20 protein-coding genes are annotated in these 20,746 nt (G+C 37.3%); 7 read left to right on the plus strand and 13 right to left on the minus strand.

Features of this window, described 5'->3' with window-relative positions; all coding sequences use genetic code 11:
* Positions 1-126: 126 nt before the first annotated feature.
* From ABXT71_RS03400 to recA, 3 genes are all read right to left on the minus strand, one after another.
* Positions 127-1,611: an outer membrane beta-barrel protein gene (locus tag ABXT71_RS03400; RefSeq protein WP_415372445.1), complete on the minus strand. Its 1,485-nt coding sequence runs from the start codon at positions 1,609-1,611 to the stop codon at positions 127-129.
* Positions 1,612-1,856: 245 nt separating this feature from the next.
* Positions 1,857-2,396, minus strand: coding sequence for an RNA polymerase sigma factor (locus tag ABXT71_RS03405; protein ID WP_415372446.1), 540 nt, complete (start codon positions 2,394-2,396; stop codon positions 1,857-1,859).
* Positions 2,397-2,661: 265 nt separating this feature from the next.
* Positions 2,662-3,678 (minus strand): recombinase RecA, encoded by a 1,017-nt coding sequence (gene recA, locus ABXT71_RS03410; RefSeq protein ID WP_415372447.1) that lies wholly within the window; start codon positions 3,676-3,678, stop codon positions 2,662-2,664.
* Between the two features lie 241 nt (positions 3,679-3,919).
* Between recA and ABXT71_RS03415 the strand changes: the two genes are divergently transcribed.
* From ABXT71_RS03415 to ABXT71_RS03430, 4 genes are all read left to right on the plus strand, one after another.
* A complete protein-coding gene (locus tag ABXT71_RS03415) occupies positions 3,920-4,150 on the plus strand; it encodes a FeoA family protein (RefSeq protein WP_415372448.1) in 231 nt (76 codons plus the stop codon).
* Between the two features lie 72 nt (positions 4,151-4,222).
* Complete coding sequence (feoB, locus tag ABXT71_RS03420; protein WP_415372449.1) at positions 4,223-6,322, plus strand: ferrous iron transport protein B; 2,100 nt, start codon at positions 4,223-4,225, stop codon at positions 6,320-6,322.
* A 117-nt stretch (positions 6,323-6,439) separates the two neighbouring features.
* Positions 6,440-6,886, plus strand: coding sequence for a hypothetical protein (locus tag ABXT71_RS03425; protein WP_415372450.1), 447 nt, complete (start codon positions 6,440-6,442; stop codon positions 6,884-6,886).
* 2 nt (positions 6,887-6,888) lie between these two features.
* Positions 6,889-7,053 (plus strand): hypothetical protein, encoded by a 165-nt coding sequence (locus ABXT71_RS03430; protein ID WP_415372451.1) that lies wholly within the window; start codon positions 6,889-6,891, stop codon positions 7,051-7,053.
* Position 7,054: 1 nt separating this feature from the next.
* On the opposite strand, the gene ABXT71_RS03435 is transcribed toward ABXT71_RS03430, so the two are convergent.
* The 7 genes from ABXT71_RS03435 to ABXT71_RS03465 form a co-directional block, all read right to left on the minus strand.
* Positions 7,055-7,462, minus strand: a complete 408-nt coding sequence (locus tag ABXT71_RS03435; RefSeq protein ID WP_415372452.1) for a hypothetical protein — start codon at positions 7,460-7,462, stop codon at positions 7,055-7,057.
* Positions 7,463-7,510: 48 nt separating this feature from the next.
* On the minus strand, positions 7,511-8,671 hold the full coding sequence (locus ABXT71_RS03440) for a metal ABC transporter permease (protein WP_415372453.1): 1,161 nt from the start codon (positions 8,669-8,671) through the stop codon (positions 7,511-7,513).
* Positions 8,672-8,732: 61 nt separating this feature from the next.
* The gene (locus ABXT71_RS03445) at positions 8,733-9,860 is read right to left on the minus strand and encodes a metal ABC transporter permease (RefSeq protein ID WP_415372454.1); all 1,128 of its coding nucleotides are present in this window, start codon (positions 9,858-9,860) and stop codon (positions 8,733-8,735) included.
* 99 nt (positions 9,861-9,959) lie between these two features.
* Positions 9,960-10,697: a metal ABC transporter ATP-binding protein gene (locus tag ABXT71_RS03450; RefSeq protein ID WP_415372455.1), complete on the minus strand. Its 738-nt coding sequence runs from the start codon at positions 10,695-10,697 to the stop codon at positions 9,960-9,962.
* A gap of 149 nt (positions 10,698-10,846) precedes the next feature.
* The gene (locus ABXT71_RS03455; protein WP_415372456.1) at positions 10,847-11,752 is read right to left on the minus strand and encodes a metal ABC transporter solute-binding protein, Zn/Mn family; all 906 of its coding nucleotides are present in this window, start codon (positions 11,750-11,752) and stop codon (positions 10,847-10,849) included.
* Between the two features lie 28 nt (positions 11,753-11,780).
* Positions 11,781-12,437, minus strand: coding sequence for a metal-dependent transcriptional regulator (locus ABXT71_RS03460; RefSeq protein ID WP_415372457.1), 657 nt, complete (start codon positions 12,435-12,437; stop codon positions 11,781-11,783).
* 216 nt (positions 12,438-12,653) lie between these two features.
* Complete coding sequence (locus ABXT71_RS03465; protein ID WP_415372458.1) at positions 12,654-13,385, minus strand: TerB family tellurite resistance protein; 732 nt, start codon at positions 13,383-13,385, stop codon at positions 12,654-12,656.
* A gap of 312 nt (positions 13,386-13,697) precedes the next feature.
* Between ABXT71_RS03465 and ABXT71_RS03470 the strand changes: the two genes are divergently transcribed.
* The 3 genes from ABXT71_RS03470 to ABXT71_RS03480 all read left to right on the plus strand — a co-directional run bounded on the left by ABXT71_RS03470 (position 13,698) and on the right by ABXT71_RS03480 (position 15,666).
* The gene (locus ABXT71_RS03470) at positions 13,698-14,108 is read left to right on the plus strand and encodes a BrxA/BrxB family bacilliredoxin (protein WP_415372459.1); all 411 of its coding nucleotides are present in this window, start codon (positions 13,698-13,700) and stop codon (positions 14,106-14,108) included.
* Between the two features lie 159 nt (positions 14,109-14,267).
* Complete coding sequence (locus ABXT71_RS03475) at positions 14,268-15,014, plus strand: lysophospholipid acyltransferase family protein (protein WP_415372460.1); 747 nt, start codon at positions 14,268-14,270, stop codon at positions 15,012-15,014.
* Complete coding sequence (locus tag ABXT71_RS03480; RefSeq protein ID WP_415372461.1) at positions 15,007-15,666, plus strand: HD domain-containing protein; 660 nt, start codon at positions 15,007-15,009, stop codon at positions 15,664-15,666. Before ABXT71_RS03475 ends, ABXT71_RS03480 begins: the two co-directional genes overlap by 8 nt.
* 79 nt (positions 15,667-15,745) lie before the next feature.
* On the opposite strand, the gene ABXT71_RS03485 is transcribed toward ABXT71_RS03480, so the two are convergent.
* The 3 genes from ABXT71_RS03485 to ABXT71_RS03495 form a co-directional block, all read right to left on the minus strand.
* Entirely contained in the window at positions 15,746-18,043 is a 2,298-nt protein-coding gene (locus ABXT71_RS03485; RefSeq protein WP_415372462.1) for a prolyl oligopeptidase family serine peptidase, read from the minus strand.
* 190 nt (positions 18,044-18,233) lie between these two features.
* The gene (locus ABXT71_RS03490; protein ID WP_415372463.1) at positions 18,234-18,449 is read right to left on the minus strand and encodes a hypothetical protein; all 216 of its coding nucleotides are present in this window, start codon (positions 18,447-18,449) and stop codon (positions 18,234-18,236) included.
* Between the two features lie 413 nt (positions 18,450-18,862).
* Positions 18,863-20,578 (minus strand): helix-turn-helix domain-containing protein, encoded by a 1,716-nt coding sequence (locus ABXT71_RS03495; RefSeq protein ID WP_415372464.1) that lies wholly within the window; start codon positions 20,576-20,578, stop codon positions 18,863-18,865.
* Positions 20,579-20,746 lie beyond the last annotated feature (168 nt).

A 20,746-nucleotide genomic window follows, 5' to 3' on the forward strand; every position in this document is an offset into this window, starting at 1 on the left:
AGTGTTAAGATAATTATTGAAGACAATTCAAAAAAAAACTAAAAAGACCCTCCAATGGCGATGGAAGGTCTTCTCATTTTTTGCTGCGATCTCGATAGCTCTAGATGTTAGCCAACTAAAATTAACTTAAAATTTAAAACTTAACCCACTATAAATCCCTACATAATAAGGCTTAAACTGTACTGAGGCATCCGTATATGGATTGAGCTGATATTTAAACATAGGCTCCACATTAAACTTAAACTTTCTTGATAATTGATAACTAAGTCCTACACCAACATTGGTGCTAAAACTTACGTCACTCAGGTTGTTTGCCTCTCCAATTACATCTTCAAAATCATTAGCAGACACAGACACTTCGTTAGTACCTAATAACAAGGTGCTAAATCCTCCTATGAGGCTGACACCAAGTCTTTTGTTTACTAAGGCATATGTAAGCTCTGCCGGTATTTCTGTATAGCTAATGGACTGTGTTAAAAACACATCTCCATCCGTTACTTTTCTGGTAAGGTTATCAAAATTAGATCCTTCTGCTGCATCAATTAAAGCGCCTTGATCTATTGCTGTTACAACAGTTCCTTTATCATTAAAATTAACAGACTGCAGCGCTGCATTCGCATCACCAGTGGCTAATTCTAGTCCGCCGGTTGCATAACTAAGGTTTACATTACTTACTCCAGAACGGACGGTCAATCGCTGTGTTAGCGCATAGCTGACGTTAATACCGTAACTCACATTTACTTCACCGTTTTGAGTATTATCTGCAAACGTTGGGTCAATAGAAGAACCTTGACTCAAAGAACTGTAATACACCGGAGCTACATTTGGACTAATTGCCCAACGATTAATAGGTAACCCATCTGTCGTTTTTGCAACGGCCTCTTTTTGTTCCTCAATTGCATTAAAAATGCTTTCTTTTTGAATTCCTTCCTTAACTATAGCTACATTCTCAATGGCTACTTCATCTATAAAAGGACTTGTAGCAACTAAATTCTTCTTAAGAAGTGTTTCTGCCTTATGAGACGATTCTTGTTCAGTCTTAATATCATTGTTAATTCGCTCATTTGGTGTTTTAGCTGCTACGGAATTCTTAGACAAAAGCTTTTCGGAAATTTGCTTCGTTATATTGTTTTGTTTAACCGCGTCATCCTTTATAGTGCTTTTAGCAGCTACTGAGGTATTCATAAAACGATTCGCTGTTTTCACCACATTGGGCTTATGGGCATCAGAAGTATTCTTTACAGAAGAATCTATAACATCGGTCGTGTTTTCAGAAGTGATATTTGAGTTTTCTAAATTTTGATTCACCAGAATAAACTTTTCGACACCCTGTTCTTGAGAAGACTGAGTAACATCTTCGATTACCAGTTGATTGTTATGATTATCCTCAAAAGTATCAGACATAAACAAGTTTGCAACAGAAAACAACAATACTAACGCAGCAGCCACGCCGCTAAGTTTCCACCATAATGGGATCACTTTTCGATCGCGTTTATTATGGCCAAGTGCTACTTGAATGTTTTCCCAAACCGCAGGTGGCGGCGGAGTCTCCATCCCTTGCAGGCGGCTCTTAAATAACTGGTCTATATTTTTATTGTCTTTGCTTTGCAAATCTATTTTATTGCGCCTGCGGCGCTGTTGCTTGTTTTCTATTCTGTCTCAAAATTTCGGGAAACTCAAAATTATTTTCTACTTTGTGTACGTCATATACATTAAAGAAGTCGTAATTAATCTCCACAACTGTCATTCTGAACTCGACATGAACTGAACCAATTCAACAGTCAGATCCTTATTAATCTATCACTATTTTTAATCATCAGTTCCATCTATCAAACACGGCATATTTTCGCCATACGTCAACCTTCCTGCTGTGCTGCTTTAAAATTATTTACTTTTTTCTGCAAAATCTTTCTAGCTCTCGCCAAGTTAGATTTTGAAGTTCCATCACTTATACTCAACTGTTCGCCTATTTCTTTATGGCTATACCCATCGAGCACATACAACGAGAACACAAGCCTATACTGGTCTGGCAACTCTCGTACCATCTGTAACAAATCATCAAGTGGAATTTCAATATGCTCCACCTCATCAATCACTTCATCAGCAATCTGGTCTTCTCTCACCATGTCAAAATGCCGCTTTTTCCTATACTTCTGCAGCACCGTGTTGACGGTCACTCGTTTTATCCAGCCCTCAAAAGAACCTTTGCCCGAGTATTGCTCCACCTTCTTAAAAATGGTTAGAAACGCATCTTGCAAATTATCCTGAGCTTCCACATAATTAGGCGAATACCTCAGACAAATGGCAAATAACACTCCAGAATATTTCTGGTATAGTGCTCCCTGCGCTTGCGCATCTTGCCTCTTACATTGTATAATGAGCTGCTCTTGTGTCAACGTCTAGACTCCTTCTTAGGTTAGTTTTTTTTTAGTACTCTAGAATAAAGGTACCAATTAATCATAACAAAATCAGGTTTCTACATTCAATAGATACCTGATTTTGATCATGGTTGCGTATGCAATTACTTTTTAAGATAATAATTACATACGCGTATTATTTCCGAAACGTTACAAACCAGCCCCTTAGGTCTTATACTAACAACTTCTTATTCTAGATTGTTTATTCCAAAACTCAAATTCCGATGGCTATCGGAAAAATATGCTATTGTTCTTGTAACGCTTTAATAGCCTCTATTATTTTAAGCTCTAACTCTTCCATTAATTCTGGGTTGTCTAGCAACAACGCTTTAACGGCGTCACGCCCTTGCCCAAGCTTCGTTTCGTCATAACTGAACCAAGAACCGGCTTTTCTAATGATTTCAAAATTCACCCCAAGATCAATAATCTCTCCTACTTTAGAGATTCCTTTACCGTACATAATATCAAACTCTGCCAATTTAAATGGAGGCGCTACTTTGTTCTTCACCACTTTTACACGAGTCTTATTACCTAGCACGTTATTATCCGTATCCTTTATCTGTGTAGAACGTCTAATGTCTAATCGGACAGAAGCATAAAACTTCAAGGCATTACCACCCGTTGTAGTTTCTGGGTTTCCAAACATTACCCCAATTTTCTCACGGAGTTGATTAATAAACATTACAGTACAATTCGTCTTGCTTATAGACCCTGTCAATTTTCTAAGTGCCTGAGACATTAAACGCGCATGGAGTCCCATTTTACTGTCACCCATTTCTCCTTCTATCTCACTTCTAGGTGTCAAAGCAGCCACAGAATCAATAACTACAATATCAATCGCACCAGAACGAATCAAGTTATCTGCAATCTCTAATGCTTGTTCCCCATTATCTGGTTGAGAGATAATAAGATTTTCAATATCAACTCCTAAGCTCTCGGCATAATATCTATCAAAAGCGTGCTCCGCATCTATAAATGCAGCTATTCCCCCTTTTTTCTGTGCTTCTGCAATGGCGTGAAGTGTGAGTGTGGTTTTACCAGAAGATTCTGGTCCATAAATCTCAATGACCCTTCCTCTTGGGTATCCCCCAACTCCTAACGCGATATCTAGCCCTAATGATCCAGATGGAATTACCTCTACATCCACTACCTGTTTATCCCCCATTTTCATCACCGTCCCTTTCCCATAAGTCTTATCTAACTTATCAAGAGTCAATTTAAGTGCTTTTAATTTTGCGTCCTTTTCTTTTTCACTGCTCATTATTTCTGAAATTTTAATTTTTGAAGTAGGTGCTAAAGTACAACAACTTGGAAATATTCCAAAAGAAATTGGATGCTAATTAAATTATTTATTTAAAGCAGTAAAATCCATAAAAAAAACTACGCAACGAAGCCGTAATTTTACCGCCATTTATGGATCAAAAATATTCGGCGTCAAAACAATTGCACACCAATACCAAATCACCTACTTTTGTCTTGTTTAAAACCAATCTAAATAACAAATGTACACTATTGCCTCATTAAAAAAGGGACAGCGAGCCATCATCAAGGAGTTTTCTGTAGATGTGGTTCCACTCAAATTACTCGAGATGGGCTGTCTTCCTGGCAATGAAGTTTCATTGGTTCAAATAGCACCTTTTCAAGATCCACTATACCTTAATATAAACGGTAGTCATCTTGCAATTAGAAAAGAAACCGCAGAAAAGATTGAGATAGAACTTCTCAAAGAATGATTTTCAAACCCCAATAGTTCGTCTAAACGAACACATAAAATACTTTGCCAGTTTACTGAGTGAAGTCGAAGTATGGCAAAACAGATGAACGTTGCATTAATAGGAAACCCAAACACGGGTAAAACATCTGTATTTAATAAACTAACAGGGCTCAATCAGAAAGTAGGTAATTATCCCGGCATCACCGTAGAAAAAAAACAAGGAATCTGTAAACTGCCCCGAGGTGTTAAGGCCCACATACTAGATCTTCCCGGCACCTATAGTTTAAATGCTTCTTCTCTTGATGAAAACGTAGTAATAGAATTACTCCTTAATAGAAACGATAAAGATTATCCAGATGTAGCTGTAGTAATATCTGATGTTGAAAACCTAAAACGAAACCTACTCCTTTTTACTCAAATAAAAGATTTAGGCATCCCAACCATCCTCGCCATTAATATGGCAGATAGGATGAAACGCAAAGCTATCTCGATTAATATAGAGCGGCTCGAAGAAAAGCTTGAAACCAAAATTGCGCTCATAAGCTCACGTAAGAACCTTGGCTTTGAGTATTTAAAAGAACTCATTACAAACTACAGTAATTTAAACACAAAGCCCTGTGTAGAAGCGTCAGTGATTGCCCCAGAATATTTCAATCGATTGCGTAAAGCATTTCCTAATCAAGATTTGTATAAGCTTTGGCTAGTAATCACTCAAGATGTAAATTTTGGGAAATTAGACCGCCAAGAGTTAAAAGGTGTTGCCAGTTTTCAAACAGAATCTGTGAGCAACCTTAAGCGATTGCAACAAAAAGAAACCATTGCCCGCTACCAGTTTATAAACGATATATTAAAAGAAACACTCACAGTTGACGCTGCAAGCGCAAAAGATTTGCGAAGCAGACTAGACAGAATTCTAATGCACAAGGTGTGGGGTTATGTTATTTTCTTCGGAATTTTATTACTCATATTTCAAGCTATTTTTGATTGGAGCACCTACCCAATGGACTGGATAGACACCACTTTTGCATCCTTTAGTGAGTGGACTAAAAACGCCTTGCCCTCAGGAGATTTTACAAACCTCATAGCCGAAGGTATCATCCCGGGTTTAGGCGGAATCGTTATTTTTATTCCGCAGATAGCATTTTTATTTTTATTTATATCCATCCTCGAAGAGAGTGGATATATGAGTCGTGTGGTGTTCTTAATGGATCGTATTATGAGACGTTTTGGACTCAGTGGAAAAAGTGTGGTACCCCTAATTTCTGGAACGGCTTGTGCTATCCCAGCAATCATGGCGACTAGAAACATAGAAAACTGGAAAGAGCGATTGATCACTATATTAGTAACACCATTTACTACCTGTTCTGCGCGATTGCCGGTATATCTTATTATCATCTCTCTGGTCATACCAGAACAACGAGTGTTTTGGTTTTTCACTTTGCAAGGGCTCACCTTATTATTTATGTATTTCCTAGGGTTTGCCGCCGCTATCGTTTCTGCTTGGTTATTGGATAAAGTTTTGAAGATAAATAGTAAAACCTTTTTTGTGGTTGAAATGCCAAACTACAAGCTCCCATTATTTAAGAATGTCGCAATCACGGTAATTGAAAAGACAAAATCTTTCGTGCTAGGTGCTGGAAAAATAATTTTGGCAATTTCAATTGTCCTATGGGTACTTGCCTCATACGGTCCGGGTAATTTTAATAATGCAGAAGCGATTGTAATTGAGGAGAACGTTTCAGAAACAATTACTGAGAAAGAGTTAGATACTAAAATTGCTGCCTATAAATTAGAACATAGCTATATAGGTATCCTCGGAAAAGCGATAGAACCCGCCGTCGCTCCATTAGGCTATGACTGGAAAATAGGGATTGCAATTGTGAGTAGTTTTGCTGCTCGTGAAGTTTTTGTAGGAACGCTGGCCACTATTTACAGTGTAGGAAGTGAAGAAGAAGAAACCATCAAAAACCGTATGGCCGCAGAGATAAACCCAATTCTAGGAACTCCTTTATTTAATTTTGCCAGTGGCGTTTCTCTCTTATTATTTTATGCTTTTGCCTTACAGTGTATGAGTACGATAGCTATTGTAAAAAGAGAAACCAACGGCTGGAAATGGCCTATATGGCAATTTACAGTAATGACGGCCATTGCTTATTTAGTAGCACTTGGGGCATATCAGTTTTTGAAGTAAGCTGAAAAATGGGATTAAGAGGCAGGAAGAAAATTGAATATTCCGTATCTTACATTTCACTTTAAGATTGAAATCGAACTGCAACTAAAATATTTAAATGATTAACATTTATAGTAAATGAGATTTTTAACACCCATATTACTACTCATCTTCATCTCTTGCAATACAAGTGATAATCCGGGTTGCTTTGTTAATGATGTAGATTTTACTAATCTAGAGGGAGCTTATAGCTGTGAGAATACTAAAAATATTGTCGAAATTGATTTACAAGATACATTTACACTTATCAATTCACAGGTAGAATTTGATGCACAGATTTCAGGGCCTTGTATGCCGCAAATAGATTTTACACTCTACACGCTTATCATAGGAAAAAAAGGATTAGTAAATGGCAACACCTCAATCAGCTACTATTATAGCAACGATTGCTCTGTAAATATAAATACATTGACAGTAACTTTTAATCAAAATGCTACCGCAGAAGCGCCTAATCTCACCTATCATATTCTATCGCCAAAAATAGCGACAACGACCATGGTAGAAGTAATAATTAATATCAATTAAGTATGGATATTCAGTTCATTTTAGTCATTATCACCTTTCTAGCGGCCGTAGGATTTATCTTGTACACGTTTGTGTTTAAATCTATGCTAGAAAACAAAAAGCGCTCTCTAGGAACGCTTGATGGTGGAAAAACAAAATGTGGCAATAACGATTGTGGCTGTCATTAATCTATTTTTCTAAAGCCCGTAAGAGTAAAGCATACGGCTGTTTTTCTGCTTCGGAAATATTTGCGTCTGGATACGGTGTTAATTGTAAAAACTGAAGTTCTTTATTATTAAAAAACCCAGCAATAACTGACATCCCGTTTTTAAATGTGAGTGTTTTCCCTACTACTTCTCCATCAACGGTCCCGATTCGTATCAATACTTTTGCCTCTCCTTCCCATATGCAATCTACCCCATTAGGACATCTAGAATCTTCTATTACTTTTAAAAATGTAATCGAAGTTCCGTCCAAATTTATTGTTTGGTCTAGTCCTACTTTTACAACTATTTGTGGCACATCTATAGCCTTACCTGTTTGCGCAAATAAAGTGATGCTTACTAGTAGTGTGAATATGATTAGTACTTGTTTCATCTTTTTAGTATTTCGATTTTAAAGATATATGAAATAATGATGCCAGTTTTATCCTCTAAATAAAAAGAAATCGTCTTTTAAATGTTCTATCCTTTCATCCTTGTTGGTGATAATATACTCTAGCGCAATATTTGCAAAGTTATTCCCTTTATCTGTGAGAGAAACTATTTGGTCTTTAATGGATATTAAATTATTCTTTTCGGCTAAATCAACAACGGTTTTAGCTCTTATTTTTTGCCAATTAATGTGCTCTCGCAAGTGATTAATATGTCGTTCAGCCACTTCGTTATGATTATTTAAGTGTAACAAAAACGTGAGTAAAGACACTTCTATCCGTTGTTGTTTCTGGCGATACATCACCGCAATCAGACCTTTATTTGGTGCAAATAAAAACACCATTAAAAATACAAACCCTAACATCGTAGAAATAGAACCTGCAATAGATGCGTCTAACCAGTGCGCTAACCAATAACCCGAAATCGCAGAAAACACTCCAAACAACACTGAAAGAATGAGCATTTTATTTAAATCTGACGTCAATAAATAAGCCGTAGCAGCCGGCGCAATCATTAATGCCACAACGAGGATGGCGCCCACTGCCTCAAACGCTCCAACTACGGTCACTGAAGAAATAGACATCAACCCATAATGTAAAATCGCGGGCGAAAATCCTAGAGCAGATGTAAGACCTGCATCAAACGTACTCACTTTTAGCTCTTTAAAAAACATAAGTAGAAGCGCTACTGTTATCAGTAAAATCACGCCCATCACCCACAGCGATTTTGGTCCCATATCCATACCGCTCATCATAAATCGATCAAAAGGTGCAAAGGCAAGTTCGCCTAATAATACCGCATCCACATCGAGGTGAATATCATTTGCATTTTTTGCAATAAGTATCACCCCAATACTAAACAGAGCTGGGAATACCAAGCCAATGGCCGTGTCCTCTTTTACCAATCCTGTCTTCTGAATACGCTCTACTAACACGACCGTAATAATCCCAGTAACGGCAGCTAGAATGATCAATAGTGGTGAGTTTAAATCTTGTGTGATGAAGAAGCCTAACACAATTCCTGGAAGTATGGAGTGGCTAATAGCATCACTTATCAAAGCCATTTTCCGAAGGACTAAAAATACGCCCGGAATAGCACAAGCAATGGCTACAACCACGGCTATTAATTGTATTTCTATTTGTGGGTTACTCATAATTTTTCTATTCCCTCATCCCAGCACTTCTCCCGCTGAGAAAGAAAGAGTGCAATGATTTCTATTGGTTATTTTCTTCTTTTTTATCAAACATTGTTCTTGCCTCTTCAAATCCTTTTTGGGTTAATGCCCATTTTTGACCGTCGAGGGTAATCCACTCATTTTCTTCCATTTGCCGCAGCGAAATTTTTGTAAATCCTTGAAAGTTATTTAAAATCTTTATAGCGTGTGGGTGCGAAATGTTATCGTGAGTCTCCGCGATCCCAAACATTATTTGTAGCGTCTTTTTTAATTGCAAATCCCTTCTGTTTCTTCTGAAACGTAACTGGCGGAATAATAGCCCTCTTCCCGGAGAGAAGATAAAAGAGAACAGCACGAAGACACTTGCGACCAACACAATTACTGGTCCCGTAGACAGGTTATTTTGACTCGCACTAATAGCCGTCCCAAACACCCCCGAAAAAGCACCAAAGATCGCAGCTAATAAGACCATAACACTCAACTTATTTGTCCATTGACGAGCAGCTGCAGCTGGCGCCAAAAGCATGGCGCTCATAAGGACTACACCCACCGTTTGTAGGCCTAATACAATGGCAAGAACAATAAAAAAGGTAATTGTGATATCTATAAACCTAGTATTAAAACCTAAGGTCTTTGTGTAATCTGCATCAAAAAGCAAGAGCTTAAATTCTTTCCAGAAGAGCAACATCACCACAAGTGCTAGGCTCGTTACAATGACCATTAGTCGCACATCACTCTCCACTAGAGTTGCCGCTTGACCAAACAAATATTTGTCTAACCCCGCTTGATTAGCATTTGGTTGTTTTTGGATGAAGGTCAATAGCAACATCCCAAAACCAAAAAACAAACTCAAGACTAGCCCTAACGCTGTATCGCTTTTTAAATGTGTTTTTTCCGTCATTGCACGTATCCAGAATGTCCCAATCAAGCCGCTCACTAAGGCTCCTAATAATAAGATGTTTGAATCTTTAGCGCCTGTAATTAAAAAGGCCACCGCGATTCCTGGTAATGCTGCATGCGAAATCGCATCACCCAATAAACTCTCTTTACGCAGCACAGCAAAACTTCCTAACATCCCACAAATAGCTCCTAGCACGGCAGTACCAAGTGTAATAGTACGCAAGGTATAGTCATTAAATAAAAGAGAGAAGTATTCGGTAATTGTCATGGTATTGATAGTCTTTAGTCGTTATTCGTTAGCAGTAGCATTCACTCTTCAGTTTTAAATTTATTCGCCCATTATTCACAATCGACCTAGTTGTAAAAACTACTTATTAACCGCCACCTTATAGTTAATCCCATATGTCTTGGTCAAATTATCATCATTAAAAATATCCTTTACGGGTCCTGTGGCTATTTTTTTTACGTTTAAGAAGGTCACCCAATCAAAATATTCTGGCACCGTTTGTAAATCGTGATGCACTACAACCAGTGTTTTCCCTGCTTTCCTTAGTTCTTTTAAGATATTAATGATGGCAATTTCGGTGCTAGCATCCACTCCCTGGAAGGGTTCATCCATAAAATAGATAGAAGCATTTTGGACCAATGCTCTGGCTAAAAATACCCGCTGTTGCTGCCCACCACTTAACTGACTTATCTGTCTACTTTTAAATGACAACATTCCTACTTTTTCTAAAGCTTCTAAAGAGGCTTTTTTTTCTTTTTGACCTGGACGTTTTATCCAGCCCAAACTACCATAGGTTCCCATCATCACAACATCAAGAGCAGTGGTAGGGAAATCCCAATCCACACTGCCTTTTTGCGGGACGTAGGCTACAAGTTTACGCTGTTTTTTATAAGGCTTTCCGTAAATAGCAACACTCCCAGCAATAGGATCGATAATCCCCAAAATAGATTTTATAAGCGTAGATTTTCCTGCACCGTTAGGCCCGACAATTGCCATAAGTACGCCTTCTGGCACGACGAGGTCAATGTCCCAAAGCACGGGCTTGTAGTTATACGCTACCGTTAAATCGTCTACTTGTATGGCTATCTTTTGACTCATCTTTCAAATTATTAAATCGGTAATTCGGCAACTAGTTTTTTCTATTCACTTAATTCTTTAGTCTTCCTACTCGTTCAATTCTATTAAAATCACAACTATTAGCAGGCCTGTAGCGACACCTTGCAGGTTTTTCGGATGTCAATTAAATCCTATTTCAAGGCATTCACAATTGTATTGACATTATAGGTAAACATCCCTATATAAGTCCCCTCGTCTGTACCGGGATTCCCCAGCGCATCACTATATAATGATCCGCCTATAGTCACCGCGTGATTTTTAGAAAGCACTGCTGCCTCAAGTGCTTCAATCGTTCTTCGTGGTACTGAGCTTTCTACAAAAATCGCCTTTACATTATTGTCTATAATAAATTGACTTAAGCGTTGCACGTCCTGAACACCTGCTTCTGTTGCGGTGGATAGGCCTTGCAATCCAACTACATTAAAACCGTATGATTTTCCGAAGTAATTAAAAGCATCGTGTGCTGTAACTAATATTCTTTTCTCCTCAGGCAGTGTTGCAATCGTTTCTTTAATGGCAATCTCAAGAGCTTCTAGTTTTTCTAAATACTTCTTTTCATTTTCACTAAAAGCTAATGTGTGCGCAGGATCTGCTTCAGAAAGTTGAGCGGTTATTGTTTTTGCAAAATTTTTGAAAAACTGGATATTAAACCAAACGTGTGGATCATAGTTTGAAGCAAAATACTCACTATCAATCAATTCTTCTTTGGGTAGAAACTCACCAAGAGCAATAGTTTTTTTTGAGCTACCCATTTTTTCAAACACTTCAACTAGTTTCCCTTCTAAGTGCAGGCCATTGTAAAAAATGATATCTGCCCCTGCTAATTTAGATACGTCACCTTCACTAGCCTTATATAAATGCGGATCAACTCCCGCACCCATGAGGCCTTTTATTTCAACAAGGTCACCACCTATATTATTCACAAGATCCGTGAGCATCGAGGTTGTGGTTACTACTTTTAGTTTCCCCGACTTGTCTTTGTTATCCTTGCAGCTTATAAGTACTAAAGCGGCTATTATTAAAATGTACTTTTTCATTATTTATTTCTGAAATATTAAATAATTATTAATTAGTCTGTACATATAAATTTTCGGCTATTTTTTTTGAGATGAAAGATTGGTCTCTTCCTACTTCTATCACCATAGAACCATCAAAAAATTCTTTGCCCAATACATTGATTTTTGTACCTATACTTATATTTTTCTTGTCTAAAAACTGAAGAAACTCTGGGCTAGATTCTTTAACACCTACACAAACACCGCGTTGTCCCTTATTGAGTTTGAACAGTAGTTTCTTTTCGGTTTTCTTGAAATTTCCATTTTCATCAGGAATGGGATCACCGTGTGGATCAAAGTCTGGGTTGCCCAAAAAGGTATTCAGTCTAATTATTAGCTCATCGCTTTGAATGTGTTCTAACTGCTCTGCGATGTCATGAACCTCGTCCCAGTGAAAGTTGAGCTTATCAACTAAGAACACTTCCCAAAGACGGTGTTTTCTTATCACCCCAGCTGCTATCTTCTTTCCCTGATCAGTAAGTGCTGCACCCTTGTATTTCCGATAAGAGAGCACTTTTTTTTCTGCCAACTTCTGCACCATATCTGTCACAGATGAAGGCTTGGTATCCATAGCATCTGCTATGGCATTTGTAGATACATCTTTATCACTTTGCGATTGCAAGTGATAGATCGTTTTTATATAATTTTCCTCTGCGTACGTAAACATACGGCAAAGGTAAAGTTATTTTTCGACAAGTATCTATTTAATATTTAGGCTTAACTAAATTTTATGAGTTTTCGAAACTATTTTCACAATTTACTTTGGATGTAATTGCTAGTGTAAGTATCCCTTTTTGTCATGAAAAAAACAATATAAAACACCTGAGTGATGTTCCCAAGATCTAAGCGGAATAAAAGACCAAGTTGTAAAGAAAGGTGGGCACTAGAATCCACGCTCTTTCTGCAGCTGCTCATAGGCTTCTTGTACAGCACGGAATTTCTCTTCGGCCCCCTTTTGGTAGGCCTTGTCCATATGAACCAGCTTATCTGGATGATACTTTTTTGCCATGGTACGGTATGCCTTTTTCACTTCGGCATCCGTGACTGAGCGGTCTATTTCTAAAATTTTATAAGCACTATCTGGTTTCTTGAAGAACATCGCCTTAATACTCGTGAAATCTGCTCCTTGAATAGCGAGGTAGGTTGCTATTTGCTGGATGACATTTACTTCAGATGTTGTGACATGACCATCTGCATTTGCAATGCTAAAAAGAAAGTGAAGTATTTGTAATCTACTTTCGTATCGTGTTCTCGATCTTAAATGCATGGCTATACGCTGTGCAGAAACATCTCTTTTTTTGATGACGTCATTAAAGATTTTAAACGTGGCGTTTGCTCTTTCTTTGCCGTAGGCTTGCACAAAATACTGTCGTACGTAGTCGAGCTCACTCTGGCTTACTTTTCCGTCAGCTTTAATAACGAACGATGAGAGTGATAACAGGTTAAGTTCGAAATCTGCTGGTGAAACTTGATCTCCACGACTTCTTTGTTGTTGAAAAACATCGCCAAAACCCCCGCCCGAAAACGTGCTCCGCTGTCCGCCACCAGACCCACTCATCTTGCTAAACATGTATCGCAAAAACCAAAAAACAATTAGAATAAGTAAAAACTTCATAGAATAAATAACAATCTAGTGCAAAGATAAGTAATCAATAAAGGCTTTATGTTACAGGTGGAAAGAACTTCCTACTTGTCATTATGCTTTTTTTACTCATTTCTGAAATGAGCAGTACAATCAAAAAGGGCTTCAAAAAGATAAAGCGGTTCTTAACATATAGATTTATATATTGAATCTCTTTAATATTTCCGAAGCGATAACAATAAAGAATACCAATGAGTTCATTGACTTTACAAATTGATCTTAGGCGAATTGCTGTTAGTAATTTGTATCTTTACCGTCTAAGAAATTCAATTAAAAGAAACGATTATGTATCCAGCAGATTTAATAAAACCAATGAGAGAAGACCTGACAAACATCGGGTTTTCAGAATTACATACAGCACAAGACGTGACAAACGCATTGAGCAAAGAAGGAACTACGTTAGTGGTTGTAAATTCAGTTTGTGGATGTGCAGCGGCTAATGCGAGACCAGGAGCGAGAATGTCATTACAAAATGCAAAATCTCCAGATCACTTAGTGACGGTTTTTGCAGGTGTAGACCGCGATGCAGTAGATGCAGCTAGAGCGGCAATGGTACCTTTCCCACCTAGCTCACCATCTATGGCGTTGTTTAAAAATGGTGAATTAGTACATATGCTCGAGCGTCATCATATAGAAGGACGTCCAGCAGATATGATTTCAGAAAACTTAATGGGAGCTTTTAACCAACATTGCTAACCTCGACTTTACTCGGATACCGAGTAATCTTTCTTCTCCCATAGGAAGAAGAAATTATAAGTTTTAAAAGACTAAAAGGGAATGAAAATCATTCTCTTTTAGTCTTTTTTATTGACTAGCATTTCTATATTTACCACCTTAACAACGATATAACATTTTTTGAAGCAAATTTTAAAAATACTATCCTACCCATTTTCTGTACTGTTCTACTTGTGCTTTGGATTATCCTTAGTGGTTTTTCATCCTTTGCAATGGATCGGGCTCAACACTTTTGGCTACAAAGGTCACAAAGTGATGGTAGACACTCTACAGTGGTGTTTAATGCGCTGTCTTAATATTCTGGGCACTCGTTTTACTTTTACAATAGAAGGAGAACTCCCTAAAAACGTTCCGCTTATTATTATAAGTAATCACCAGAGTATGTGGGATATCCCCCCGGTAATCTGGAAGTTAAGAAACCACCATCCCAAGTTTATTTCTAAAAAAGAATTAGGTAAAGGCATTCCTTCTGTATCCTATAATTTAAGAAACGGTGGCTCTGTACTAATTGACAGAAAAGACCCTATACAAGCGATGGAGCAAATAGTAAAAATAGCTCGTTACGCATCACAATTTAATAGGAGTGTGGTCATCTATCCAGAAGGAACACGAAGCCGTGATGGCTATCCTAAGCCTTGGAAAAAACGCGGACTAGATACTTTAATAAAAGAAATGCCTGATGGCTATTTACTGCCCATGAGCATCAGTAATAGCTGGAAGCTACAGCGATATGGGATGTTCCCTTTACCGCTAGGGGCTCATTTAAAATTTATCGCGCATCCAGTCATTAAAATAGCAAATCATACACCAGAAGAACTTATTTCAATGACAGAAAAATTAGTTATTGATAACATCTCACATGACTAGTCCTTTAGAAATTTTAATTCACAACACTATTGCCTTCGTTAAAGAAGAATTAGCATACGCAGAAGGAGGTCACGATTGGTTTCACATCGAGCGTGTCTATAAAAACGCAATACTTATTGCCGAAAAGGAACTGGTAGATCTTACCGTTGTGCGCCTTGCAGCCTTGCTTCACGATATTGCAGACGCTAAGTTTAATGATGGAAATGACGAGATTGGTCCTCAAACCGCTGATAATTTTTTAATGACGCAGGACATTCCAGAAGCTACAAGAAACCATGTGGTACAGATAATTGCCAACGTTTCTTTTAAAGGTGGAAAAGCTGTAAAGACTTTCCATTCTAAAGAACTGGAAGTCGTTCAAGATGCGGATAGACTTGACGCACTGGGAGCGATAGGGATTGCGCGCACTTTTAATTATGGTGGTTTTAAAAACCGTAAAATCTATGACCCAACCATAGAACCACAACTAAGAATGACTCCTGCCGAGTACAAAACCTCAACAGCACCAACCATTAATCATTTTTATGAAAAGCTATTGTTGCTCAAGGATAAAATGAACACGGTAGCTGGCAAAAAGATTGCTCAAGAACGACACCTATTTATGGAACAATTTCTTGCGCAATTTTATGCAGAATGGGAAGGTAAGAAGTGAGTCTAAAAATAAAAAATACAGCTTAAAACTATGTTTTAGGCTGCATTTGATTATTAATAATTGTCTTCTGCATGAAGACCTATCCTTTAACTGGGCTTACTGCTTCTGGCTTCAAGTGCTGTGCAAAAAAGCCCATCATTGCTTTGTAAAGTTCTAGACGATTTTCTTCTTTACCAAAACCGTGTCCTTCGTCATACTTCACCAAATAAGGAACCTCAATTCCTCTTTCTCTTAAGTTCTCTACCATCTGGTCTGCTTCATTAATATTGACACGGGGATCATTAGCTCCCTGCACAACAAATAATGGCTTTACGATGGCCTCAGGGTGCAATGCTGGAGAGATTTCATCCATAATCGCTTTCTCCAAAGGAATGTTTGGGTTGTACCAGATTTTCTCCATTAGAGCTCTATACTTTTCCCAATATGCAGGAAAGGTGTCCATAAAGGTGTTAAGGTTACTTACCCCTACATAGTCTACACCACAAGCATACTTCTCTGGTGTTTTTTGCATTCCGCGAAGTACTGCATATCCACCGTGACTTCCTCCATAAATAGCCACTTTATCCTTGTCTACCCAACCTTGATTAATCACATAATCTACACCATCTTCTACATCGTCCATTGCTTTGCGTCCTATTTGTCCAAAACCTGCTTTTAAAAATTCTTTACCATAGCCGCCAGAAACTCTAAAGTTAACATGTAATGTAGCGTAGCCTCTACTTGCAAATAATTGCGCTTCTGGATTAAAGCCCCAGTTGTCACGTACGCCTTGTGGACCTCCGTGCGGATTTACAATTAAAGGCAGTTTTTGTCCTTTTTCAGCGTCTTTAGGTAAGGTTATATAACCATGTAATATTAAGCCATCTCTACTTTTAAATTTGATAGGCTTCATCGTTGCCATATCTTCTGCCTCTAGGTGCGGGAGCAATTTATAAAGCAGGGTAACCGTATCTTTCTTAACATCGTATATGTAATATTCACCTACAATCTTATCGCTAGTTACTACAACTAAATATTGTGATTCATCATCAGTACGGTCTACCGTAAAGAATTGTTTGTCGCCAAATTCCTTCCGTAAACGCTTGTATATTTTTTTATACGTTTTACTCTGCGGAAGCACTACAGCCTTATCTGCCGTGTAAGAAAAATAATCTATTTCATAATCGCGTTTTCTCGAAAGGGAGATCCCTGAAACATCATACGTATCATTACTAAATACCGTTTTTATCTTTTTATTTTCTTTAAGGTCGTATAACTGAATCTCTAATTTGTCTGTCCCAAGATTTGAAAGCACATAAGCATCATCAGGGTTTTCAGTGTTAGGATTAAAAGAACTGATTCCAAAAGAATCTCCAAATTCTGCTACTACTATCTGCTTAAACCCACCGTCTATTTTATAAAGAACTTCAGTTTTAGTCCCATCTACAATGCGTGAAATAGCACGTAGATTTCCTTTACGATCAAAGTTATATCCAGCTACAGGAGGGGCCCCTGCTTCTACCGTATATAGCTTTGTAGCCTCTCCAGTGTTGATGTTTAATTTATAAGGCTCCTCTTGCTGTTCATTGTCCTTATTCATCTGCACAATCACGTGATCTTCATCTTCCTTAAGTCCAGCAATAATATTTACTTTAACCCCTTCATAAGGTGTTAATTCTTTTGCGTTCTTCCCGTCTATATCTACTCCAAAAAGGTGATAGTTCTCGTTACCGCCTTTATCTTGTAAGTATAAAATACGATTGTCATTTGCCCAGTTGTACCCGCGAATTAAATCTTCTTCTTGCTTCATCAAAAGTGTCTCCTTTTGCGTAGCGGTTTCTTTTAAATAAAGATCACGTTCGCCAGAACTTCTACGCTTCATATAAGCGATATAGGCTCCGTCAGGAGATAATTTAAACGAATATGCTTCTGGTGTTTTAAAGTAATCTTCCACCTCATATTTGTAGTCTCCTTTTTCCATCCCGGCTAGTTTTGCTATCTCAGCATCACTCGACGGAAGGGCGATATTACCCGGCTTCGTTTTTATAGTTTTTATTAAGTTAAGCGGATATTCTTGTCCCATTTGCTGGTATATTCCTGTAACCGCTTCTCCATCTACGGTTCCTACATATAGCATCTTCATATTTGCCGAAGTGATTGTTAGGGTTTCATTTTCTAGAATGGCACTATCCATTTCAATACCTGATGCGCCTTGCATTGGGACATCTAGTGTTGCCGTTAGTCCCTCTGGAGTATTGGAGAGATTAAAAATTAATTCCATTTCCATTCCTTGTACTGCTAACTTACCAGTGAAGGCTCCATTTAAATCTTGTGCATGCATTGTAAATCCCATTAGTATTAATGCGAAAATACATATATAGTGCTTTATTATTTTCATACGTTTATAGTTTAGTTTTTTAAATTTGGTTTTATTCTTATCCCAACAGTGAGATGGTGATCGCTATTAAATAGTTTACGATAGCTGTCATAGTACTTGGTTTTAAAAGATTAGTAAAATTAATAGGTAAATTGTTACACCAGCGACGATACCAATTCCAAATTTGATAAGCTGAATTTTATTTTTTGTTCTATTTGGCTTCACTGGTTTCAAGGTTTTTCTGAATAGATATGTGGCTAGCAAAAACTCCATATAAGGTTACAAAGGCGATAATTATCCAAAACCTGATGCTCTTTTTATTTAATTGATCTAGGGAGAAATTTTCTAAGATTATTTCAGTTTCAATAAATAGTAACGCTATGAAAAGGATCGCTACGATGCGTGTTTTTGTAAATGTTGTTTTCATACTATTTGGTCTTTAAGATCCTGCTTATTTCAGGCTGGTAATTGTTGTTTCGTGTTGATAGTACAAACCTCTGGTATAAAAACCCTTTATAAAAAGGAAGCCTACCTAATTTTAAGAATATAGGGCAGACCAACAATCTTTCGACACGTTTAATCTAATGGGATACACGGTTTTATTCTGAAATTGTAAAGACAGAAAGGCGGGCAACCCTAAATTTATAAATTTGGGGTTGAGAAGTGGGTTTTCTTCAATATTTCGTGTTTCCGAAGCTTTTAAACCAATAGAGATATCGTGAAGATTCTTCATTGAAAAGTAGCAGTGGTAGTTTCGGCTAGCTTAATAATTATAGTATTTGCAAGCTAATTATAACACAGAAATACGCTCTGAAATTCTTAATGATTTTCACAAATCCATTAAGCTACATTCTTAATGTTCTTAATGTAAAAAGAAGGGTTTAGTCCTGTGTCTTTTTTGAAGTATTTAGTAAAGCTATCTGCGCTTTTATATCCTACTTCTTCTGCAATGGCTTGAATAGAAAAAGACCTAAAAAAGACATCGTTCTTTAGCCGCAAAATGGTGTAATTGATGCGAAGGTCATTAATATAGGTGTTGAAGTTTTTACCATAATGTGAGTTGATCACTTTAGAAAGGTAAGAGGTGTTTGTATTAATTTTTTTGGCCACATTATATGAGTTGCAGTCTTGCTTTAAAAAATACTCCTTCTCTTCTAGTTTCTTTAAACCCTCTAATATTTGCGCCGTTACTTCTGGCGACACATCGTTTGCTGTTTTTTCTTCCAGCACGGCATCTTTGGTATCAATAATTTCTGAAGGGGTCTTAGCAGCTTTTATCTTTGCAATAAGAACTTCAAATTTTACTTCATCTGCTTTTTTATTTCTATAAAATTTCAGTAGAAAAAACAAGAGGGTTAGAATGACTAAAGAGCCACCAAGGAGAACAGAGTTTAAATAGGTTTGCTTTTTTTCTTTTTCAGCGATAACAGTATCAAACTCTTTTTTAAATGTCTCTCGTTCGTTTGCTATAAAAATTTGCTTTGCCTCATCGCCCAGTTTTCTGTATTCTTCTTGCGTGGTTAAGTATTTTTCATAGTAATAACTTGCTCTCTCAAAATTGTCAATGCTCTTATATGCCGCTGCGAGTTTTTCATAATAGTCTTGCATAAACCCTTCCTCTGCCTCAATTACTTGATATTCATCCAGTCCTTGTTGTAAAATCCTAATGGCTTCGTGGTAGTTTTTTGCGCCTAATTCAATCTTACCTAAGGAGTACGCTTTATTAATAATCAATAGTGCGTAGTCTGATGGGCAAATAGAATAAGCCTTACGATACTTTTTAGAGGCTTCATTAAATCGTTTTTCTTGATAAGCAATCTCTCCATCTAGTGCGTAAGAATAGACCATATAACAAGAGTCAATCTCTTTTGCTTTATATTTTGAAATGAGTGACGCATACATTTTTGCAGAGTCTAATTGTTTTGCCTGTATGTGCTCTAGGGCTAAACTGTTTTGAATCTCTACCAAAGCACTGTTCCTTTTTATTTCTGTAAAGGCGCTGTCTATTGGTTTATTCTCATAATAGCGTAAGGTTGTTTTTCTAATTTCTATCGCCTTTTCATAATCTCCACTTAGACTTAAAACACTTGCAATTTTGTTTAAAGCACCTTCTCTATAGATACCATCATCTTGAGTTTCTGCAAGCGCTAGAAGTTTATAATAATAATCTAATTGCACCTCAACACTTGTGGTAATCATTTGCAAATCTCCTATAAAGACAAGGGATCTCATTTCCTGTTTAGGAAGGTTATTTTCTCGAGCAAAAACAAGTGTTTTTAGGCCTTGGTCATTTGCTTCTTTATAGTTTCTATTTCTATAATAGGCGAGTGCGATAGACTCCATCCCTGACCATTCTTCTATTTTATCATCTTCACGCTGACCTTTTAAAATGTAGGCATTAGCCGCTTGTATATTTTTATCAAAATCTGTAAACCTGTATTTTAAGATGCTATCATTAAGCGCATCAAAAGATAATTGTGACAATTGTTCTTCGTTCTGCGAAAGCGATGGGGTTAGCGTAGCAAGGCTTAAAAAAAGAAATAGGAAGAGTCTCATAGGTAGTAAGTAGGCAAAAATGAAATTATGTTACCCAAAGATAGCGATTAAAATAAATACCGTTTTGGATTTATTTATTGAAGTACTAAGAGTACAAGTCACAAATAAAACTGCCAATTATGCTCTAAATGAGATAAGTAGCAGCTTAATTTTTTATTTGAATCTTCG

Source organism: Patiriisocius sp. Uisw_047 (assembly GCF_047730165.1).
In the GTDB taxonomy this organism is placed as follows: domain Bacteria; phylum Bacteroidota; class Bacteroidia; order Flavobacteriales; family Flavobacteriaceae; genus Patiriisocius.